This is a genomic window from Microbispora sp. H10670, assembly GCF_014161385.1.
Taxonomy (GTDB): domain Bacteria; phylum Actinomycetota; class Actinomycetes; order Streptosporangiales; family Streptosporangiaceae; genus Microbispora; species Microbispora triticiradicis.
Genome location: NZ_JABBWW010000001.1, coordinates 196,263 through 215,581 on the forward strand (window position 1 = coordinate 196,263; position 19,319 = coordinate 215,581).

Annotated in this window: 17 protein-coding genes; 9 read left to right on the forward strand and 8 right to left on the reverse strand. The window is 71.7% G+C overall.

Features of this window, described 5'->3' with window-relative positions:
- Positions 1-35: 35 nt before the first annotated feature.
- The 3 genes from HHX33_RS00990 to proC all read right to left on the reverse strand — a co-directional run bounded on the left by HHX33_RS00990 (position 36) and on the right by proC (position 3,014).
- A complete protein-coding gene (locus HHX33_RS00990; RefSeq protein ID WP_182872902.1) occupies positions 36-863 on the reverse strand; it encodes a phosphatase in 828 nt (275 codons plus the stop codon).
- A 42-nt stretch (positions 864-905) separates the two neighbouring features.
- On the reverse strand, positions 906-2,069 hold the full coding sequence (locus tag HHX33_RS00995; protein ID WP_182872903.1) for an acetoin utilization protein AcuC: 1,164 nt from the start codon (positions 2,067-2,069) through the stop codon (positions 906-908).
- Positions 2,070-2,219: 150 nt separating this feature from the next.
- Positions 2,220-3,014, reverse strand: a complete 795-nt coding sequence (proC, locus tag HHX33_RS01000) for a pyrroline-5-carboxylate reductase (RefSeq protein WP_117409144.1) — start codon at positions 3,012-3,014, stop codon at positions 2,220-2,222.
- 238 nt (positions 3,015-3,252) lie between these two features.
- Between proC and HHX33_RS01005 the strand changes: the two genes are divergently transcribed.
- Positions 3,253-4,824, forward strand: coding sequence for an alpha/beta hydrolase (locus HHX33_RS01005; protein WP_182872904.1), 1,572 nt, complete (start codon positions 3,253-3,255; stop codon positions 4,822-4,824).
- Between the two features lie 88 nt (positions 4,825-4,912).
- On the opposite strand, the gene HHX33_RS01010 is transcribed toward HHX33_RS01005, so the two are convergent.
- Both HHX33_RS01010 and HHX33_RS01015 read right to left on the reverse strand, forming a co-directional pair.
- Positions 4,913-5,647: an ABC transporter permease gene (locus HHX33_RS01010; protein WP_182872905.1), complete on the reverse strand. Its 735-nt coding sequence runs from the start codon at positions 5,645-5,647 to the stop codon at positions 4,913-4,915.
- Positions 5,644-6,372: an ABC transporter ATP-binding protein gene (locus tag HHX33_RS01015; RefSeq protein WP_117409141.1), complete on the reverse strand. Its 729-nt coding sequence runs from the start codon at positions 6,370-6,372 to the stop codon at positions 5,644-5,646. Before HHX33_RS01015 ends, HHX33_RS01010 begins: the two co-directional genes overlap by 4 nt.
- Before the next feature lie 70 nt (positions 6,373-6,442).
- Between HHX33_RS01015 and HHX33_RS01020 the strand changes: the two genes are divergently transcribed.
- The 7 genes from HHX33_RS01020 to HHX33_RS01050 all read left to right on the forward strand — a co-directional run bounded on the left by HHX33_RS01020 (position 6,443) and on the right by HHX33_RS01050 (position 15,809).
- Entirely contained in the window at positions 6,443-6,925 is a 483-nt protein-coding gene (locus tag HHX33_RS01020; RefSeq protein WP_182872906.1) for a hypothetical protein, read from the forward strand.
- A 188-nt stretch (positions 6,926-7,113) separates the two neighbouring features.
- Positions 7,114-8,988, forward strand: a complete 1,875-nt coding sequence (dnaK, locus tag HHX33_RS01025) for a molecular chaperone DnaK (RefSeq protein ID WP_117409139.1) — start codon at positions 7,114-7,116, stop codon at positions 8,986-8,988.
- Complete coding sequence (gene grpE, locus HHX33_RS01030) at positions 8,985-9,635, forward strand: nucleotide exchange factor GrpE (protein WP_117409138.1); 651 nt, start codon at positions 8,985-8,987, stop codon at positions 9,633-9,635. The genes dnaK and grpE overlap by 4 nt, the downstream gene beginning before the upstream one ends.
- Positions 9,636-9,713: 78 nt before the next feature.
- Complete coding sequence (gene dnaJ, locus HHX33_RS01035; protein ID WP_117409137.1) at positions 9,714-10,889, forward strand: molecular chaperone DnaJ; 1,176 nt, start codon at positions 9,714-9,716, stop codon at positions 10,887-10,889.
- 4 nt (positions 10,890-10,893) lie between these two features.
- A complete protein-coding gene (locus HHX33_RS01040; RefSeq protein WP_117409136.1) occupies positions 10,894-11,241 on the forward strand; it encodes a heat shock protein transcriptional repressor HspR in 348 nt (115 codons plus the stop codon).
- Between the two features lie 40 nt (positions 11,242-11,281).
- On the forward strand, positions 11,282-13,873 hold the full coding sequence (clpB, locus tag HHX33_RS01045) for an ATP-dependent chaperone ClpB (protein ID WP_182872907.1): 2,592 nt from the start codon (positions 11,282-11,284) through the stop codon (positions 13,871-13,873).
- Between the two features lie 97 nt (positions 13,874-13,970).
- Positions 13,971-15,809, forward strand: a complete 1,839-nt coding sequence (locus HHX33_RS01050) for a hypothetical protein (RefSeq protein WP_182872908.1) — start codon at positions 13,971-13,973, stop codon at positions 15,807-15,809.
- A gap of 255 nt (positions 15,810-16,064) precedes the next feature.
- Here HHX33_RS01050 and HHX33_RS01055 read toward each other — a convergent pair whose 3' ends face one another.
- Positions 16,065-16,604 (reverse strand): tetratricopeptide repeat protein, encoded by a 540-nt coding sequence (locus tag HHX33_RS01055; protein WP_310738397.1) that lies wholly within the window; start codon positions 16,602-16,604, stop codon positions 16,065-16,067.
- Positions 16,605-16,765: 161 nt separating this feature from the next.
- Here HHX33_RS01055 and HHX33_RS01060 point away from each other — a divergent pair, with 161 nt between their 5' ends.
- Positions 16,766-17,263 carry a hypothetical protein gene (locus HHX33_RS01060; protein WP_182872909.1) on the forward strand — a complete coding sequence of 166 codons (498 nt, stop codon included), beginning with the start codon at positions 16,766-16,768 and terminating at the stop codon, positions 17,261-17,263.
- Between the two features lies 1 nt (position 17,264).
- Here the strand turns inward: HHX33_RS01060 and HHX33_RS01065 are convergent, their stop codons facing one another.
- Entirely contained in the window at positions 17,265-17,915 is a 651-nt protein-coding gene (locus HHX33_RS01065; RefSeq protein WP_117409131.1) for a TetR family transcriptional regulator, read from the reverse strand.
- A gap of 158 nt (positions 17,916-18,073) precedes the next feature.
- Positions 18,074-19,195, reverse strand: a complete 1,122-nt coding sequence (locus HHX33_RS01070) for a CapA family protein (protein ID WP_182872910.1) — start codon at positions 19,193-19,195, stop codon at positions 18,074-18,076.
- Positions 19,196-19,319: the final 124 nt, after the last annotated feature.

Below are 19,319 nucleotides of genomic sequence, written 5' to 3' on the forward strand. Positions count from 1 at the left end.
CGCGAAATGCCCGATTTGGGAGGTCCGTAAGGGTGTCAGAGGCTACGGGCGATGCGCGCGATCAGATACGAGGTCAACGGGGCGTAGTGCCGGGGAAGCACGTTGTCGTCGAGCGGGACACTGACGGCGATCTTGCCCTCCGCCTCCCCCACGAACAGCGCGGGGTCGTTGCTGTCGGCGAAGCCCACCGTCTCGACCCCGGCCTCGCCCGCCGCCCCCGCCCAGCCGTGATCGGCGATCACCAGGTCGGGGCGCTCCTCGGCCAGGATCGCCCGCATCGGGTGCGGGTCGTGGGTGTGCACGAACGTGCCGCGGTCCTCCAGCATCGCCACGCCGTCGAGGTAGCGGATCCGCCTGCGGCGGCCGAGTCCGCCGACGTACGCCCACCCCTCCGCGGGGGACAGCAGGGTCGCCCCGTTCCCGGCCGCGAACCTGGCCAGGGCGAGGTGGACGGTGAGCAGGCCGGTGGGGTGGCCGGTGGCCACGACGATCCGGGCCGAGCCACGCCGCAGGACCTTGGCGACCCGGTCCCCCATCTCCTCCACCGCGTCGATGGTCCGATCGGGGTCGATGGTGTCCTGGCCCTCGCGGTGGCCGGGGTCGGCCGCCACCCCGGCCCGGTCGGCCATCAGCCGCAGCACGTCGTGGTAGGACCACTCGCCCTCGAAGGTGAGCCCGAAGAGGTAGTGCGGGTCGCGCAGCGCGAGCGACCGGTAGTGATCGAGGTTGTTCTCCCGGCTGGTGGCGACGTCGCCGGCGATGGCGGTCCGTACGAGGTGCTCGCGCAGTTCGGCCCGGGAGGGCGAGGCCGGGGACGGCGGGGAGGAGGATCGGGAGGACGGCGGGGAGGACGGTCGGGTCACGACTGCTACAGCGCTCCTCGGCTCGGCGCAATTCCGGACATGTCAGGGCATGGGATCCAGGCCGTGGAAGGGGAACACCGCCTTCCTGGTCGCGACGACGGCCCGGTCGACGGCGTCGGCTGGATCGTACCCCTCGGAGAAGTCACGCCACTGTGGGTGCCGCCCGTCGGTCATCCGCAACGGCGGGATCTCGCCGGTCCGTTCCGTCACGTACGTCCGCCAGTCCTCCGGCGTGGGGGTGCCGGGGTCGACGGGACTCCCGGCGGCCTCGGCGATCAGGTGCGTCCAGGCTCTCGGCACGACCTGGACGAGTTCGTAGCCCCCGCCGCCCAGCGCGATCCAGCGTCCGCCCGCGGTCTCGTGGGCCAGCCGGTGCAGCGCGGCGTACGTCGTGCGCTGCCCGTCGAGGCTGAGCATGAGGTGCGCCAGCGGGTCGAGGGCGTGGCTGTCGCATCCCTGCTGGGTGACCAGGACCTGCGGCCGGAAGTGCCGCAGCAACGGCGGGACGACCGCGTGGAAGGCCCGCAGCCACCCGGCGTCGCCGCAGCCCGCCGGCAGCGCGACGTTGACCGCGGTGCCCTCGGCGCCCGTCTCGTGCGGGAACCCGGTGCCGGGGAAGAGCGTGCGCGGGCTCTCGTGCAGGCTGATCGTGAGCACCCGGGGATCGTCGTGGAACGCCGCCTGCACGCCGTCGCCGTGGTGCACGTCCACGTCCACGTACGCGACGCGGGACGCGCCGTGCGACAGCAGCCACGCGATCGCCACCGCCGGGTCGTTGTAGACGCAGAAGCCGCTGGCGGCGCCGGGCATGGCGTGGTGCAGGCCCCCCGCGACGTTCACCGCGTGCTCGGCCGTGCCGTCCCACACGGCCCTGGCGGCGGCCAGCGTGGCCCCGGTGACCAGCGCGGACGCCTCGTGCACCCCGGCGAAGGCGGGGTTGTCCTCGGTGCCGAGCCCGTACCGCAGGTCGGGGCGGCCGTCCCGCGAGACGGTCTTGACCGCCTCGATGTAGTCCCGCTTGTGGACCAGCGCGATCTCGTCGTCGGTGGCGGGGACGCAGCCGGTCGTCTCGACCGTGTCGAGCACGCCCATCTCGCGGGCGAGCGCCATGGTGAGCTCGACGCGCACAGGCGCGAGGGGGTGGCCGGGCCCGAAGTCGTACGTGACCAGGGCGTCGTCCCAGACGACCCGCACCGCCCGGCTCACGCGGCGACGCCATCGCAGTGACTCATACCAGAACGTTATCGCCCGTACCCGGACCTTGACGCCGTCGCTCCGGCTCGTGTCCGGGCCTCGTGCGTGACCGTCACAGCGGGGCCCCGCCTCGCCCGTGCGTCAGGCTCGCGCGTACGGCCCTCAGCCGGAGGCGAGCCGGCGGCTGCGCTCGCAGGCGGCCTCGATCGCGTCGAGGAACGCGGCCCTGACCTTGTGCCGTTCCAGCTCGGCGATGGCGGCGATCGTGGTGCCTCCGGGCGAGGTCACGGCCTCGCGCAGGATCACCGGGTGCTCCCCCGAGTCGCGCAGCATGATCGCGGCGCCGACGATCGACTGGGTGACCATGTCGAGGGCGGCGGCGCGCGGCATGCCCAGCAGGATCCCGGCGTCGACCATCGCCTCGACGAGGTAGAAGAAGTACGCCGGGCCGCTGCCGGACAGCGCGGTGGCGGCGTCCTGCTGCGCCTCCGGGATGCGCAGCACCTTGCCCACCGGGCTGAGCAGCGCCTCGGTGCGCCTGAGGTGCTCCTCGGAGGCGTGCGCCCCGGCCGAGATGACGCTCATGGCCTCGTCGACCAGGACGGGCGTGTTCGACATGACGCGGACGACCGCCACGCCGTCCCCGAGCCTGGTCTCCACGAAGGCGGTCGTGATGCCGGCGGCGACGGAGATCACCAGCCGGTCGGCGGGCACGTGCGGGGCGATCTCGGCCAGCAGCGCGCCCATGTCCTGCGGCTTGACGGCGAGGATGAGCGTCTCGGCCAGCTTGGCGGCCTCGGCGTTGCCCGCCACCCGCACGCCGTACCGCTCGCGCAGCGCCTCGGCCCGCTCGGGCCTGCGGGCCGTCGCCACGATCTCGTCCGGCCGCAGACCGGCGCGTACCAGCCCGGAGAGCAGGGCCTCGCCCATCTTTCCGGTCCCGAGGATCGCGATCATCCCTGTGCCTTCCTGTACTCGCCGGGATCTGCGCGCAGCTTACCGATCCCGCCGGAGGAGCGTGTCGCGGCCCGGCGGCCTCCGACACCTCGCGTCATCCCATGCCCACCACAAATGTTGCGGTTTTGCATCCAAGTGACGGCAAGTGTCGCTTTACTACTCTTTTGCCCGGATGATCGGCCGAGGGTGTCCATGAATCGGCTCCATCGACGGGGCCACCGGCGCCGAAGGGGTGCACGTGAAGAAGATCCTCGTTGCGCTGGCCGCCGCCGGCCTGGGTCTGAGCGGCGTGCTGGCCGCGTCGCCCGCGGCCGGCGCACCCCCGGGCGCCGAGCACGCGCCGCCGGCTCCCGCGCCGCAGTGGACCCAGTGCGAGGGCCTGCCCACGGGCGTCGAGTGCACGAAGATCGAGGTACCCCTGGACTACAGCCGTCCCAAGGGCGAGAAGATCAAGATCGCGGTCTCCCGCAGGAAGGCGACGGACACGGCCCACTACCAGGGCGTGATCCTGTTCAACCCCGGCGGCCCCGGCGGCAGCGGCCTCGCGTACCCGGCGGTCATGCAGACGCGGCTGGGGCCCACGCTCGCCGCGCAGTACGACCTGATCGGCTTCGACCCGCGCGGCGTCGGCTCCAGCGAGCCCTCGCTGAGCTGCGACCCGCACTTCGCCGACCCGGTGCGGCCCGACTACGTGCCCGCGAACATCACCGAGGAGCTGGCCTGGGCCCAGCGCTCCCGGAACTACGCGGAGGCGTGCGGCCGGATCTACGGCGACCTGCTCAAGAACATGACCACGGCCGACGCGGCCAACGACATGGACCAGATCCGCAAGGCCCTCGGCCAGGACCAGATCAGCTACGTCGGCTACTCCTACGGCACCTACCTCGGCGCGACGTACGCGACGCTGTTCCCGAACAGGGTCCGCCGGCTCGTGCTGGACAGCATCGTCAACCCCTCGCGGGTGTGGTACGAGGCCAACATCGACCAGAACCACGCGTTCGAGGGCCGCGCCAAGGACTTCTTCGCCTGGATCGCCCAGTACGACTCGACCTACCACCTCGGCACCACCGGCGACGAGGTGGAGAAGGCGTTCTACGCGGCCCGCGCCAAGCTGAAGGACACCCCGGCGGAGGGCCGGGTCGGGCCGAACGAGTTCGACGACACCTACCTGGCGGGCGGCTACCTCAAGAGCCGCTGGCCCCTGCTCGCGAACGCGCTGTCCAGGTACCTGACCGCCGGTGAGGCGGCTCCGCTCCTCGCCGCCTACGGCACGTACGGCGACTCCAGCGGCGACGACAACACGTTCGCCGTCTACTCCGCGGTCGAGTGCTCCGACGCGAGCTGGCCGCGCGACTGGCCCAGGTGGCACCGCGACATGTGGCAGTCGTACCGCGCCGCGCCCTTCTTGAGCTGGGGCAACGCCTGGTTCAACGCGCAGTGCGCCTTCTGGCCGGTGCGCGCGGCGCACGAGCAGCGGATCGACGGCCGGCTCATCAAGAACGCGCTGTTCTTCCAGGACACCAAGGACGGCGCCACGCCGTACGAGGGCGGGGTCGAGATGCACAGGCGCTTCCCGAACTCGCGCCTCGTCGTCATGGACGGCGGCGGCAACCACGGCCTGACCGGACGGGGCAACGCCTGCGTCGACGACGCCTGGAAGGCCTACCTGACCGACGGCACGCTGCCCGCGAGCCGTCCGGGGCCGGACCTGCACTGCGCGCCGTTCGCCGACCCGGTTCCGCCGGCCCGGGCCGCCGCGTTGAACGCGACGCCCACGCAGATCGACGACTGGGTGCCCGGCGAACGCTGACCTCTCCCGGCCCACCCCCCGATACACCCCCCACGGCGAGCCCCCGGCCTGTGACAGGCCGGGGGCCCGTCCGTCTCCGGGCGCCGCTTCACGGCGTACGGCGGCGCAGCGTCACGGCGCCGAGGAGGAGCGCGAGCACGGCCGACCCGGCGACCAGGGCCATGTCGCGCCAGAACTCGCCGCCCGGGCCGGTGTCCGCGCAGGCGTGCGCCATGGCCTCGATCGCGTACGACATGGGCAGGATGTCGGAGATCCATTCGAGCACGGGCGTCATCCGGCCGCGTGGCACGAGGATCCCCCCGAGCAGCACCTGGGGGATCATGACGACCGGCATCAGCTGCACGGCCTGGAACTCCGTACGGGCGAACGCGCTGCACAGCAGGCCGAGCGCGGTGCCGAGCAGGGCGTCGAGCAGCGCGACGAGCACCAGCGGCCACAGGGGGCCCGGGATGTCCAGGCCGAGCCAGGTGAGGGAGACCGCCAGCGCCAGCGCCACCTGGACGCAGGCCGCCAGGCCGAAGGCGAGGCCGTACCCGAGCAGGAGGTCGAGCCGCCCGAGCGGCATCGCCATGAGCCGCTCCAAAGTCCCCGACGTACGCTCGCGCAGGGTGGCGATCGAGGTGACGAGGAACATCACCAGGAACGGGAACACGCACAGCAGGACCGGAGCGAACCGGCCGAACGCCCGCTCGTCGTCGATCACGTAGTAGAGCAGGATCATCACCAGCGTCGGCACGAGCACCATGAGCGCGACGGTGCGCCTGTCGTGGCGGAGCTGGGTCAGGATGCGGCGCGCGGTGGCCAGAGTGATCACGAGGCTCATGCCGCGGCCCTCTCGGCGATCAGGCGCAGGAACGCCTCCTCCAGATCGGACGTGCGGGTGCGCCCGCGCAGCCCGTCGGGGGTGTCGTCGGCGAGGATCTCCCCCTGGCGCAGCACGACCAGCCGCTCGCAGCGCGCGGCCTCGTCCATGACGTGGCTGGAGACGAGGAGCGTCGCGCCGCGCTCGGCGAGGCGGTGGAACAGCGCCCACAGCTCCTGCCGCAGCACCGGGTCGAGCCCGACGGTCGGCTCGTCGAGCACGAGCAGCTCGGGCCGGCCGAGCATGGCCACCGCGAGCCCGGCCCGGTTGAGCTGACCGCCGGAGAGGGTGGCGCCGAGCTGGTGGGCGGCGTCCGCGAGCCCCACCTCGGCCAGCACCCGCTCGGGGTCGTCCTTCGGCGCCCCGAGCACGGCGGCGAAGTAGCGGAGGTTCTCCAGCACCGTCAGGTCGCGGTAGACGGCCGGGCTCTGGGTCGAGTAGCCGATCCTGCGCCGCAGGCCCGCGCTCCCGGCGGGCTCGCCGAGCACGGTCACCTCCCCGCCTGAGACGACCTGGACCCCGACGACCGCCCGCATCAGCGTCGTCTTGCCGCAGCCGCTCGGCCCGAGCAGCCCGGTGACCTGGCCCCGGGGCACCTCGAAGGTCAGCCCGTGCAGCACTTCCGCCCCACCTCTGGACACCCGCAGACCGCGTACGGCGACCGCGGGAGCCGATAAATTCATCATGTGATGAAATTAAGCCCACGCAGCCCGGCACGTCAATGAACCACCGGCGCTTGACAGCCGTGTAAGGGACATGAGAAAGCTCTGGCTCGTGGCCCTCCTGTTCCTGGCGGTCGCCTGCGGAGGGGCGTCCTCCACCTCGGCCCACCCCGAGCAGCCGGAGGGCTCGCCCTCCGGCGCCGGGACGGGCCCCCAGTCGGCTCCGGCTCCGGTGGTCCCGCCGGGGGCCGGAACCGTCGTGCCCGGCGCCTCCGCGTCCCCCGTGACCCCGGCGGGGCCCACCCTGAACACGCGTGCGGTCCCTTGGGAGAGCGCCACGCCCGCGGACGGCGGCCGCTCTCTCGACGTCGTGTGGTGGTCGGGCGTGGAGCCCTGCCAGGTGCTCGACCACGTCGACGTGAAGGAGACCGCGCGCGAGGTGACGGTCACCGTGTACGAGGGGCAGGACCGGCGCTCCCCCGACGCCGTCTGCATCGCGATCGCCATCCGGAAGACCACGCAGGTGCGGCTCACGTCCCCTCTGGGCGACCGGAAGGTGGTGGACGGCGCCAAGTAGGGCGAAGCCGGGCCGTGAGCTTCGCCCTGGATGGGGCAGGCGCGGGCGTGGTGCGGAATCGCGGATGCGGGGACTAAATCCGCGCGCTCCGGGGTTGAGCCTCGTAGACTCAAGACGTTTGACAGGAACCCGGATCGGGTCCATCATTTGAGTCTGACCGACTCAACTTTGACTACAAGGACGTACTCATGGCACGTGCGGTAGGTATCGACCTGGGGACGACCAACTCCGTCGTCTCGATTCTCGAGGGCGGCGAGCCCACGGTCATCGCGAACGCGCAGGGGTCGCGGACCACGCCGTCCGTGGTCGCGTTCGCGAAGAACGGAGAGGTCCTCGTCGGCGAGGTGGCCAAGCGGCAGGCGGTGACCAACGTCGACCGCACCATCCGCTCGGTCAAGCGTGAGATGGGCACGAACTGGACCGTCGAGATCGACGGCAAGAAGTTCACGCCCCAGCAGATCAGCGCTTTCGTCCTGCAGAAGCTCAAGCAAGACGCGGAGGCGTACCTGGGCGAGAAGATCACCGACGCGGTGATCACCGTTCCCGCCTACTTCAACGACTCGCAGCGGCAGGCCACCAAGGAGGCCGGCCAGATCGCGGGCCTCAACGTGCTGCGCATCATCAACGAGCCCACCTCCGCGGCCCTGGCCTACGGCCTGGACAAGGAGAAGGACCAGACCATCCTGGTCTTCGACCTCGGCGGCGGCACCTTCGACGTGTCCCTGCTCGACGTCGGCCAGGAGGACGGGCACGGGTTCGTCGAGGTCAAGGCGACCAGCGGTGACAACCACCTCGGCGGCGACGACTGGGACCAGCGCGTCGTCGACGAACTGGTGACCCGCTTCAAGAACGCGCACGGGGTCGACCTGGCCAAGGACAAGATGGCCCTCCAGCGCCTGCGCGAGGCGGCCGAGAAGGCGAAGATCGAGCTGTCGGCGCAGACCGAGACCACGATCAACCTGCCCTACATCACCGCCTCCTCCGAGGGCCCGCTGCACCTGGAGGAGAAGCTGACCCGGGCGGAGTTCCAGCGGATCACCGCCGACCTGCTCGAACGCTGCAAGGGCCCCTTCCACCAGGTCATCAAGGACGCCGGCGTCAAGGTCTCCGACATCGCCCACGTCGTGCTGGTCGGCGGCTCGACCCGCATGCCGGCCGTCTCCGAGCTGGTCAAGGAGCTGACCGGCGGCAAGGAGCCCAACAAGGGCGTGAACCCGGACGAGGTCGTCGCCATCGGCGCCGCGCTCCAGGCCGGTGTCCTCAAGGGCGAGGTCAAGGACGTCCTGCTGCTCGACGTGACCCCGCTGAGCCTCGGCATCGAGACCAAGGGCGGGATCTTCACCAAGATCATCGAGCGCAACACGACGATCCCGACCAAGCGCTCGGAGGTCTTCACCACGGCCGAGGACAACCAGCCGTCGGTGCAGATCCAGGTCTACCAGGGCGAGCGTGAGATCGCGGCGTACAACAAGAAGCTCGCCACCTTCGAGCTGACCGGCATCGCCCCGGCCCCGCGCGGCATCCCGCAGATCGAGGTCACCTTCGACATCGACGCCAACGGCATCGTGAACGTGTCGGCGAAGGACCTCGGCACGGGCAAGGAGCAGTCGATGACCATCACCGGCGGCTCGGCCCTGGGCAAGGACGACATCGAGCGGATGATGCGCGAGGCGGAGTCCTACGCCGAGGACGACCGGAAGCGCCGCGAGGACGCCGAGGTCCGCAACAACGCGGACGCGCTGGCCTACCAGACGGAGAAGTTCCTCCGCGAGAACGACGACAAGGTCCCGGCCGACGTGAAGACCGAGGTCAACGACTCCCTCGCCGAGCTGAAGAAGGCGCTGGAGGGCACCGACACGGCCGTCATCCGCGACTCCGCCGAGAAGCTCGCGACCGTCAGCCAGAAGATGGGCTCGGCGATCTACGCCCAGTCCCAGGCGGCCGGAGCCGAGGGCGCCGCGCCCGGCGCGGACGCCGGTGCGGGCGGCCAGCAGGCGAAGGCCGACGAGGACGTCGTCGAGGCCGAGATCGTCGACGACGAGCGGGAGGGCGGCACCAAGTGAGCCCGCGTGAGAACGGTTCCGGGGAGGAGCCGGTGATCCGCGACAACCGCAAGATCGACCCGGAGACCGGCAGGGCCCGCGAGGCCACCACGGCGGACGACGGCGTGGCGCAGGAGGAGTCCTCCTCCGTCGCCCAGGAGCCGGAGGCCGTGGCGGCCGACGGGTCCGCCGCGGACCTGCTCGCCGAGCGCACCGCCGATCTCCAGCGCCTGCAGGCGGAGTTCAGCAACTACCGCAAGCGGGTCGAGCGCGACCGGATCACCGTCAAGGAGCAGGCCGTGGCGAGCGTGCTCACCGAGTTGCTGCCGGTGCTCGACGACATCGGGCGCGCCCGCGACCACGGCGAGCTCACCGGCGGCTTCGCGAAGGTGAGCGAGTCGCTGGAGGCGGCCGTCGGCAAGCTGGGCCTGGCCACGTACGGCACGAAGGGCGACCCCTTCGACCCGACCGTGCACGAGGCCCTGCTGCACAGCTACTCGGCGGAGGTGACGGAGCCGACGTGCGTCGAGATCCTCCAGCCGGGCTACCGGATCAACGACCGGATCCTGCGCCCGGCCCGGGTGGCCGTCGCCGAGCCGAGCGAGGAGGAGGCGCCGCGCGACGCGGCGGACGACTCCGGCGCCGCCGATGGATCCGACGAGAACTGAACAGCCCGGGGTCTCTCCCGATCGGGAAGGATCGGGAGAGACCTCAGTCACTCCCCTTTCGTGTGAAGGAAGCGATAGATGAGCACCAAGGACTACTTGGAAAAGGACTACTACGCCGTCCTTGGTGTGCCCAAGACCGCGAGCGCCGAGGAAATCAAGAAGGCGTACCGCAAGCTCGCCCGGCAGTACCACCCCGACGCGAACCCCGGCAACAAGCAGACCGAGGAGAAGTTCAAGGAGGTCTCCGCGGCCTACGACGTGCTCTCCGACGCCAAGCGGCGCAAGGAGTACGACGAGGCGCGCACGCTGTTCGGGTCCGGCGTGGGCGGGTTCACCGGCGCGGGTGGCCAGCGGCCAGGCGGCGGCAGCTTCAACTTCGACCTCGGCGACCTGTTCGGGGGCTCGGGTTCGGGCGAACGGATCGGGGACCTCTTCGGCGGGCTGTTCAACCGGGGTGGCGGCCCGCGCACGACCACCACCACCGGCCGGCCACGGCGCGGCCAGGACGTCGAGTCCGAGGTGACGCTCGCCTTCGGCGAGGCGGTCGACGGCACCACGGTGTCGCTCCGGCTCACCAGCTCGTCCGCCTGCGCGGCCTGCGGCGGCACGGGGGCGAAGGCCGGCACCACGCCGAGGGTCTGCCCGACCTGCGAGGGAACCGGGGCCGCCAGCCGCAACCTCGGCAACTTCGCCTTCTCCGAGCCGTGCCGCGACTGCCGCGGCCGGGGCCTGGTGGTCGACGACCCCTGCCCCGTCTGCGAGGGCAGCGGGCGCGGCAAGAGCACCCGCACGATCCAGGCGCGCATTCCCGCCGGGGTCGGCGACGGCCAGCGCATCAGGATCAAGGGCAAGGGCGCGCCGGGTGAGAACGGCGGCCCGGCGGGCGACCTCTACGTGCTGGTGCACGTGAAGCCGCACCCGGTGTTCGGCCGCAGCGGGGAGAACCTGACCGTCACGGTCCCCGTCACCTTCCCCGAGGCCGCGCTCGGCGCCGAGATCAAGGTGCCGACGCTCAAGGGCATGCCGGTGACCCTCCGAATCCCCGAGGGCACGCCGAACGGGCGGACCTTCCGGGTGCGCGGGCGCGGGGCCCCGCGCAAGGACGGCACCAAGGCCGATCTGCTGGTCACCGTCCAGGTGATGGTGCCGCAGAACCTGGACGACAAGGCCCGCGCGGCCCTTGAGGAGTTCAGGAACGCGACCGAGGGGCCGGACCTCCGCGAAGAGCTGATCAAGCAGGCCAGAAGCGAGTGAGCCGATGGATGCCAGGTTTTTCGACATCTCCGACGACACACCTGTCTATGTGATCTCCGTGGCCGCCCAGCTGTCCGGGCTGCATCCGCAGACGCTCCGCCAGTACGACCGGCTCGGCCTCGTCAGCCCCGGCCGTACGGCGGGGCGGGGACGGCTGTACTCCACCCGGGACATCGTGCTGCTGCGCGAGGTCCAGCGGCTCTCCCAGGAGCACGGCATCAACCTCGCCGGCATCAAGCGCATTCTCGAACTGGAGACGGAGAACCTGCGCCTGCGCGAGGAGGTCACGCGGCTGCGGGGTGAGCTCACCATGGTGCGGGCACTGGTCCGCTACGAACTGCCACCTGCCTGAACCTGCCACCTGCCTTAACGGGGAATCGAGGCATCGACATATGGACTACAAGTTCACCCAGAAGAGCCAGGAGGCCCTGTCGGCGGCCGTGCGCCGCGCCGCGGCCGACGGCAATCCCGAGGTGGCGCCCGCCCACCTCCTGACGACCCTCCTGGCGCAGAACGGCGGCATCGCCGCCTCGCTGCTGCAGGCCGTCGGCGCGGACCCGGCGAGGCTGCGCGCCCAGGCCGAGGAACTGCTGAGCCGGCTGCCCAAGGCGCAGGGCTCCACCGTGAGCGCGCCGTCCAGCTCCCGCCAGCTGCTGACCGTGATCAACACGGCCGCCCAGCGGGCCAAGCAGCTCGAAGACGAGTACGTCTCGACCGAGCACCTGCTGGTCGGGCTGGCGACCGACGGAGGACAGGTCGCCGACCTGCTGAAGGGCGTGGGCGCCACCCCCGACGCGCTGCTGGAGGCGTTCGAGAAGGTCCGCGGGCACGCGCGGGTGACCAGCGAGACGCCGGAGGACACCTACCAGGCGCTGGAGAAGTACGGCGTCGACCTCACCGAGGCGGCGAGGGCGGGCAAGCTCGACCCGGTCATCGGACGCGACAGCGAGATCCGCCGGGTCGTCCAGGTGCTGTCGCGCCGCACCAAGAACAACCCCGTGCTGATCGGCGAGCCCGGCGTCGGCAAGACCGCCGTGGTGGAGGGCCTCGCCCAGCGGATCGTCGCGGGCGACGTGCCCGAGAGCCTGCGCAACAAGCGTCTCGTGGCGCTCGACCTCGGCGCGATGGTCGCGGGCGCGAAGTACCGCGGCGAGTTCGAGGAGCGCCTCAAGGCCGTGCTCACCGAGATCAAGGAGAGCAACGGCCAGATCGTGACGTTCATCGACGAGCTGCACACGATGGTCGGAGCGGGCGCGGCCGAGGGCGCGATGGACGCGGGCAACATGCTCAAGCCCATGCTGGCCCGCGGCGAGCTGCGGATGATCGGCGCCACCACGCTCGACGAGTACCGCGAGCGCATCGAGAAGGACCCGGCGCTGGAGCGGCGCTTCCAGCAGGTCTACGTCGGCGAGCCGACCGTCGAGGACACGATCGCGATCCTGCGCGGGCTCAAGGGCCGCTACGAGGCCCACCACCAGGTGCAGATCTCCGACAGCGCGCTGGTCGCCGCCGCGACGCTCTCCGACCGCTACATCACCGCGCGCTACCTGCCCGACAAGGCCATCGACCTGGTGGACGAGTCGATGTCGCGGCTGCGCATGGAGATCGACTCGCGGCCGGTGGAGATCGACCAGCTCCAGCGGAGCGTGGACCGCCTGAAGATGGAGGAGCTCGCGCTCGCGAAGGAGACCGACGAGGCCAGCCGCCAGCGCCTGGAGAAGCTCCGCGAGGAGCTGGCCAACCGCCAGGAGGACCTCAACGCCCTGGTCAGCCGGTGGGAGCGGGAGAAGGCCGGCCTCAACAAGGTCGGCGAGCTGAAGAAGCAGCTCGACGAGGCGCGTGGCGCGGCCGAGCGGGCCCAGCGCGACGGCGACTTCGAGGCCGCGTCCCGGCTCATGTACGGCGACGTGCCCCGCCTGGAGAAGGAGCTCGCCGAGGCCACCAGGGCCGCCGAGTCGGCGGAGGCAGAGGCCGAGCCGATGGTGAAGGAGGAGGTCGGCCCCGACGACATCGCCGAGGTCATCTCCTCGTGGACCGGCATCCCCGCCGGGCGGCTGCTGGAGGGCGAGACCGCCAAGCTGCTGCGGATGGAGGACGAGCTCGGAAGGCGCCTCATCGGCCAGCGCGAGGCCGTGCAGGCCGTCTCCGACGCCGTACGGCGGGCCCGGGCCGGCATCGCCGACCCCGACCGGCCGACCGGCTCCTTCCTGTTCCTCGGCCCGACCGGCGTCGGCAAGACCGAACTGGCCAAGGCGCTCGCCGAGTTCCTGTTCGACGACGAGCGGGCCATGACCCGCATCGACATGAGCGAGTACGGCGAGAAGCACAGCGTCGCCCGGCTGGTGGGCGCGCCGCCCGGTTACGTCGGGTACGAGGAGGGCGGCCAGCTCACCGAGGCCGTACGGCGCAGGCCGTACACGGTGGTGCTGCTGGACGAGATCGAGAAGGCCCACCCCGAGGTCTTCGACATCCTGCTCCAGGTGCTCGACGACGGCCGGCTCACCGACGGGCAGGGCCGCACGGTCGACTTCCGCAACACCATCCTGATCCTCACCTCGAACATCGGCTCGCAGTTCCTCGTCGATCCCACGATGGAGGGCGAGAGCAAGCGCGAAGCGGTGCTGAACGCGGTGCGGGCCTCGTTCAAGCCCGAGTTCCTCAACCGGCTCGACGACATCATCGTGTTCGACGCGCTGGGCACCGAGGAGCTGTCGCAGATCGTGGACCTGCAGGTCGCCCGGCTCGCCAAGAGGCTGTCCGACCGGCGGCTGAGGCTGACGGTCACCCCCGCCGCCCGGGACTGGCTCGCGCTGACCGGCTACGACCCGCTGTACGGCGCGCGCCCGCTACGCCGCCTGATCCAGTCGGCGATCGGCGACCGGCTCGCCAAGGAACTGCTGTCGGGAGCCATCCGGGACGGCGACGAGGTAATCGTCGACATCGACGAGGCGGGAGACACGCTGAAGATCGGGCCCGCTCGGTAAGGTCTTCTCCACCATTGCGGCAAGCGCGCCCCGCCCTTTTCCCTCGCTGCTACGTTCGGCGTTCGTCGGACTACCGTACGCGATCAGGGGGACGTGGATGTCCAGGACATCACGAAGTATTCGAGGGCGGTGCGCGGCGCTCGCGGCGGTCACCGCCGGAGTGAGCTGGCTGACCTGGGGCACGGCGATGGCGAAGGACGGCGCGTCGTCCGACGCCTGCCGTCCCCGAAACCACGACATCACAGGCCACGACGTCACGGGCCGCGACGCCACGGGCCATGACAGCACGGACCAGGGCGTCACGCGTCACGAGATCGCGCGGCGCGAGGCCACGGACCGGAACGTGAGGGGCGTTCCGGCCACCCTGGCCCCGGCGGCGGGCGTCCTGAGCATCGCGGACGCCGCCGGATCCGCCGCCGGGCAGGGGCACCGCTCGCTTCCCGGCAGGCCCGTCCCGGATCCGGCCGTTCCCGGGGTGGCCAAGCCCGTCCTGCCGGCCCTGACCGCTTCTCGGGCACTGCCGGGCACGTCGTCCGCCAGGGCGCTGACAGGCCTGGTGCCGAGGACCGGAAACGCACCAGCCGCCGGAGCCGCGCCGGTCCGCGTGCCCGGCGCGGCCGGCACGGGCGGCGGCCGCGCGGCGGGTGTTCCCAGCGCGGCCGGCCGCGCGGCGGGTGTTCCCAGCGCGGTCGGCCGCGCGGCGGGTGTTCCCAGCGCGGTCGGCGGCGCGACCACCCCGGCAGCGGCCGGCGTACCGGCGAGGTCTCTCCCCGTCGGCCTGGCCACCGCTCCGTCAGCGGCGAAGCCGATCTCCGCCGGCACATCGGTCCTCCCGTCGTCGACGAAGCCGATATCCCTTGGCACGTCCGGGCTTCCGTCGGCCACGAAGCCGCTCGCCGCGGGCGCCTCGGCCCTCTCGTCGCCCGCGAGGTCGCTCACGGCACCGGCGGCGACCGTGGCGGGGTCGCGTGTGCCGGCCGCCGCGCCTGTCGCGAACTCCGGCACGCTGCTTCCCGCCAGGAGCGCCGTTCCGCTCCTCGCCGTCGCGCCGGCCAGGCCCAGCGCCTCGGACGCGGCCTGCCCGCCACAGGCGCCGCAGGGACTACGCGGCGAGCCGGCCGAGCAGGAGCGGGTGCGTCCCCTCACCGAGGGGCGGCCGCGGGCGCGTCGGCACCCGAGGCCGGAGGAAGAGGCGGGCAACGCCGGCAGGCAGAGCCGCGCCGCCCACAACCCCGCCGTCCGCAACCCCGCCGCCCACAACCCGGTCGCCCACAACCCCGCGGGGCAGAACCCCGCCGGGCAGGGGTCCGCCGCACGCCCCGCCGGGCAGGGGTCCGCCGCACGCCCCGCCGAGCAGGGGTCCGCCGCACGCCCCGCCGAGCAGGCCGGACTGACGCCGCAGAGCAGCACCGTCAGCACCAGTTCCCAGAGCGGCGCCTCCGGTCAGGAGCAGACCACCGAGACCTTCCCACGCAAGCACCCGCACCGCAGGCACCATCCCCACAAGCAGGACGGGACGCCGGAGCAGGCCGCGAACCAGGCGGGCCGGCCGGCGAGCGCGGCCCAGGAGGACACCGGGACGGCGACCGAGCGGAAGAACGGCGCCGGGCACAGGCGTCAGCGCGACGACGCCGCCGCACCGGCCCAGGCCGGAAGGCCGCAGGCCGCCGGCCAGGACAGAACGGCACAGGGCAAATCAGCACAGGGCAAGGCAGCACAGGGCAAGTCAGCACAGGGCAGGAAAATCGCACCGGCCGTCCAGCCTGAGACGGTGGGCGGCAGGCGCGTTCCGCGTCTCCAGCCGCGCGAGTACCCCCGGGCCGCCGCGCACCCGCAGGGCGGCGACATCACCACCCCCGCCGCCCTCACCAGGGCGACGGGCACGCACGGGGTGACCGACTTCGCCGCCGCGACCGGGAACAGGATCCTGCCCTGACCCGGCACACGACAAAGGGGGCCGTGACACACGGCCCCTTTCTCGTTCCCGGGACAGCAGTGCTCACAGGCGACCGACCGCGATCGGCTACGGCGCTCCGCTTCGAGGAGCCGCGACTGACACGCAGCCCCTGTCTCATTCCCGGCACACCAGTGCCACAGGCGACAGCCGTGACACCTCGTTCCCGGGATGCCGGAGCTCTCAGGGGACCACCACGGATTCGTCGCCGGTGCTCGGATACGGGCGGTCGGCGGCTCAGCGGGTGATGTCGAGAAGGGCGTCGAGGTCGTCCTCGGGCAGCCCGAGATCGACCCGGATGCGGTAGCGGGTGCGCAGCAGCGAGTCGCGGATGCCCGAACCGGTGGGGCCGCAGGCGCGGATGCCTTCGGTGGCCCAGTCGTGCGCCGCCTCCGCGTCGCCGTACGCGACCAGGGTCTCGGCGATGGTGAGCGCGGTGGCCGGGTTCCAGTCACCCGCCCGGATCGCCGCGATCATCGCTCTGGCCTCGTCCGGCCGGTCCAGCTCGAACAGGGTGTCGGCGATACCGGCGCGTGGATCCACCTGCACCTCACCCCCGTCCTCGATGGCGCTCTGGTAGCGGTCCAGCGCGGCGGCCGGCTGGCCGGCCTGGCGCCACTCCTCCGCCGCGAGCATGAGGATCGCCGCCCTCGACATCTCGCCCGACTCGTACCCCTGGGCCAGCGCATCGAGGCGACGGGCGAGGGCACCGTGGTCATCGAGCAGCAGGGCCTGTTCGAGCAGACGGTCCACCTGCTCATTTGTCACATGTGCCACAGTGCCGAGGCTACCGACCCGAGCCTCGTTTCGCAGGGCAACGCCAGGCATTGACGAAGCAACGATTAGTAGACCTTCCACTACTATGCGCTTTTCTCTGCAGATAGACGGGCATATCGCACCACGCCTGCGCATTCGAGCCCTGGCGAGGAGCGTCCAGCATGTCCAAGCGAGTGATCCTGACTCTCGCCTCCGCAACGGTGCTCGCCGCCGTGGTCCCGGGTGTCGCCGGTTACCTCACGGCGCAGTACGAGGCGCTCGGTCAGGCTCGCGCCGAACTCGCCCGGCTGCAGGCGCAGTTGCGGATGATGGAGCTCACGATCGAGCCCGCGGCGCTGCGGTGCCGCGCCGGTGAGTCCGGCGGGCGATCCCCGCTTCAGGTGGACGACGACGACGCGCGCCAGCTCATGATCCCCCCGCGCACCCACACCCGCTCGTGGCAGAACACCGCGTACGTGCCGGGCAACTCGCCGGGGCTGCTGCCCTCCATCGAGGCGCCCGGCATCACCGGCCCCCGTGTCACAAGCCCCAGTGTCGCCAACCCCCGTGTCACAGGCCCCGGCACCGTCGACCTCCGCGCGATCTACCCCCGGGCCGCCGATCCGCGCGTCATGACCGGGCCCCAGGCTCCGTCCGAGCCCGTCCGGCCAGGGGAGTGAGTCACCGCCGGCGCGACTCGGCGGCGGCGAGCTGCCGCGAGAGGTATCCGCGCACGAGTTGCTTGGCCTCGGTCACGATCACGGGGTCGCCGTGCGGGTCATGGCGGAAGGCGAGCTTGAGCACCGCGTCCCCGGCTTCCACCGCGACGAGAATGGCACGGTCCAAATCCTCGCCGTCGGCGAGCCCGAATTCCGTCAGCAGCAGGGCGCGGAGGCGTCCGGCGATCACCGTGCTGTTGTCCGCGACGGAGTCGAGCAGGTCGAGGTCGAAGACGTCGCCGAAGTGCAGCGAGCGGAAACCCGGCACGCTCCGGTGCATCTCGACGTACTCGTCGATGATGGCGTCGACCGCGTCCCACCAGCCCGTGTAGTCCTCGATCATGAAGCGGCGCCCGACCCGCGCGGCGAACAACTCGGCGTTGCGCCGGGCGAGTGCCTGGCTGAGTGCCCGCTTGTCGGGGAAGAACTGGTAGACCGAGCCGATGGCCACCCCGGCCCGCTCGGCGACCCGGGTGGTCGTGAGGGCGTCGTACCCGCCCTCGTCGAGCAGTTCCGCGCAGGCGTCGAGCATCCGCTCCACCCTGCGGACGCTACGACGCTGCGCGGGCCGCCGCCGCAGCGGCTCTCCGGCGTGCGACGAGCGCGGCGACATGCTCTCACCACCCCTGGGACCCCGGCCTTCGACGACGGGATCACCAATCTCCGACACCACCCGGCTGGACATCCACCCATCTTGCCTGTTTCGGGGTCCGCGGTCAGGGCTTAGCGGCCACTCGCCGGAAATGCGGCAAGATTCCGGTGCCGCCGCCGTCACGAGTCCTGCGGTGCGGCCGACAGGCCGGTGCAGCCGCGCAGCGCCCGGTACGCGCCGACCGCCTGCTCCCTGGCGCCGCCGGTGACCGGAACGGGCACACCGCCGTTGATCCGGGCGGGGGTCCACTGGTCCTTGAGGACCTTCCTCCCGTTGATGGTCAGGGTCAGCACACCGGTCGTGCCGGTCTGCGGACCCCAGTTGTAGAAGGCGAAGTTGCCCAGGCCGTACTGCACGTACGCCTGGCCGGAGTAGCCGCCGCCCAGCAGGATGTGCGCGTGGCTGCCCACCACGACGTCGGCTCCCGCCTCCACGAGCTTGTCCGCCAGGCCGCGTTGCACGGGTGTCGGGCACTTGACCAGTTCCGTGCCCCAGTGGAGGAACACGATGACGGTGTCGCTGTTCTTGCGGGCCTGCCGCACGGCGCGCAGGATGCGCGGCTCGTTCTTGGCGGAGGCGAGCCCGCCCTTGTCACCCGCGGCGGTCCAGGACTGGATGAACTGCTCGTCGAGCACCTGGGTCGCGCCGATGATCGACACGCGGTTGCCGTTGACCGTCCTGCGGTAGGGCCGGTAGGCCTCGGTCTCGTTCGCGCCGATGCCGACGACCGGGAACTTCGACGACTTGATGGCGGCCAGCGTGTCGCGCAGGCCGCTCTCCATGTAGTCCATGCCGTGGTTGTTGGCCATCGTCACGACGTCCACCCCGGCGGCCTTGAGAGCGGTGAACGCCGTCGCCGGGGCGCGGAAGGTGAACTGCTTGCCAGGCGCGGGCGTGCCGCCGGTGGTGATTGCGGTCTCGAGGTTGAGCGCGGTGAGGTTCGACCTGCGCAGCACGGCGGCGATCGGGCCGAGCGCGGTGCGCGGGTCGGCGTTCAGCCGGTTGCGCAACACGCCCTCGAAGTGCACGTCCCCCGCGAAGGAGATCGTGTAGGGCCGCCGCTGCGGCTTGGGGGAGGACGACGCGGAGGTGGTCGTCGTCTCCTGCCGCTCCTGCCGCGGCGCGCCGGGAACGGACTCGCTCTCCGCCGCGCTGCAGCCGGCGACGAGGAGGGAGGACGCGAGGAGGGTGAACAGGGCCGGGGCGAGGGGAAGACGTCTCACGGCACCTGAGCATGCCATCTCCCGCCGTCTCGCGGAGGACGCGTTCCGGTTCCGCCCGCGCGTCCCGCGGGTTCCCGCCGAGACTCCGCCGCCCCGAGCACGACTCGCGTACGGCTCGCGCCCGCGCGGGACGCGGGCCGTA

Bases quoted from the DNA above. Each gene is read 5' to 3' on its own strand.
- proC (WP_117409144.1), bottom strand. From the start codon at position 3,014: ATGATCGCGATCCTCGGGACCGGAAAGATGGGCGAGGCCCTGCTCTCC.
- HHX33_RS01010 (WP_182872905.1), bottom strand. From the start codon at position 5,647: ATGAGCCTCGTGATCACTCTGGCCACCGCGCGCCGCATCCTGACCCAG.
- HHX33_RS01015 (WP_117409141.1), bottom strand. From the start codon at position 6,372: ATGATGAATTTATCGGCTCCCGCGGTCGCCGTACGCGGTCTGCGGGTG.
- HHX33_RS01020 (WP_182872906.1), top strand. From the start codon at position 6,443: ATGAGAAAGCTCTGGCTCGTGGCCCTCCTGTTCCTGGCGGTCGCCTGC.
- dnaK (WP_117409139.1), top strand. From the start codon at position 7,114: ATGGCACGTGCGGTAGGTATCGACCTGGGGACGACCAACTCCGTCGTC.
- dnaJ (WP_117409137.1), top strand. From the start codon at position 9,714: ATGAGCACCAAGGACTACTTGGAAAAGGACTACTACGCCGTCCTTGGT.
- HHX33_RS01040 (WP_117409136.1), top strand. From the start codon at position 10,894: ATGGATGCCAGGTTTTTCGACATCTCCGACGACACACCTGTCTATGTG.
- clpB (WP_182872907.1), top strand. From the start codon at position 11,282: ATGGACTACAAGTTCACCCAGAAGAGCCAGGAGGCCCTGTCGGCGGCC.
- HHX33_RS01050 (WP_182872908.1), top strand. From the start codon at position 13,971: ATGTCCAGGACATCACGAAGTATTCGAGGGCGGTGCGCGGCGCTCGCG.
- HHX33_RS01060 (WP_182872909.1), top strand. From the start codon at position 16,766: ATGTCCAAGCGAGTGATCCTGACTCTCGCCTCCGCAACGGTGCTCGCC.
- HHX33_RS01065 (WP_117409131.1), bottom strand. From the start codon at position 17,915: ATGTCGCCGCGCTCGTCGCACGCCGGAGAGCCGCTGCGGCGGCGGCCC.
- HHX33_RS01070 (WP_182872910.1), bottom strand. From the start codon at position 19,195: ATGGCATGCTCAGGTGCCGTGAGACGTCTTCCCCTCGCCCCGGCCCTG.